The sequence below is a fragment of the Bacillus sp. SIMBA_026 genome, assembly GCF_046535335.1.
In the GTDB taxonomy this organism is placed as follows: Bacteria; Bacillota; Bacilli; order Bacillales; family Bacillaceae; genus Bacillus; species Bacillus velezensis.
The window spans coordinates 1-450 of record NZ_JAWRWX010000029.1 but is presented as its reverse complement, the minus strand read 5'-3'; the positions used below and the strand labels follow the sequence as shown (position 1 = coordinate 450).

General features: G+C 52.4%; 1 rRNA gene. It reads right to left on the bottom strand.

What is annotated here, in order from left to right:
- Positions 1-361, bottom strand: a 16S ribosomal RNA gene (locus tag SB847_RS20515); the annotation flags it as partial.
- Positions 362-450 lie beyond the last annotated feature (89 nt).

The following is a 450-nucleotide window of genomic DNA, read 5'->3' as shown; positions in this document are numbered from 1 at the left end:
GCTGCCTCCCGTAGGAGTCTGGGCCGTGTCTCAGTCCCAGTGTGGCCGATCACCCTCTCAGGTCGGCTACGCATCGTTGCCTTGGTGAGCCGTTACCTCACCAACTAGCTAATGCGCCGCGGGTCCATCTGTAAGTGGTAGCCAAAGCCACCTTTTATGTCTGAACCATGCGGTTCAAACAACCATCCGGTATTAGCCCCGGTTTCCCGGAGTTATCCCAGTCTTACAGGCAGGTTACCCACGTGTTACTCACCCGTCCGCCGCTAACATCAGGGAGCAAGCTCCCATCTGTCCGCTCGACTTGCATGTATTAGGCACGCCGCCAGCGTTCGTCCTGAGCCAGGATCAAACTCTCCGATAAAGTAGTTTGACTGACTACGCACATCGCTGTGCGATTTATTTAAAACTTTGAATTAACAGGTACGTTTTGTCTTGTTTAGTTTTCAAAGA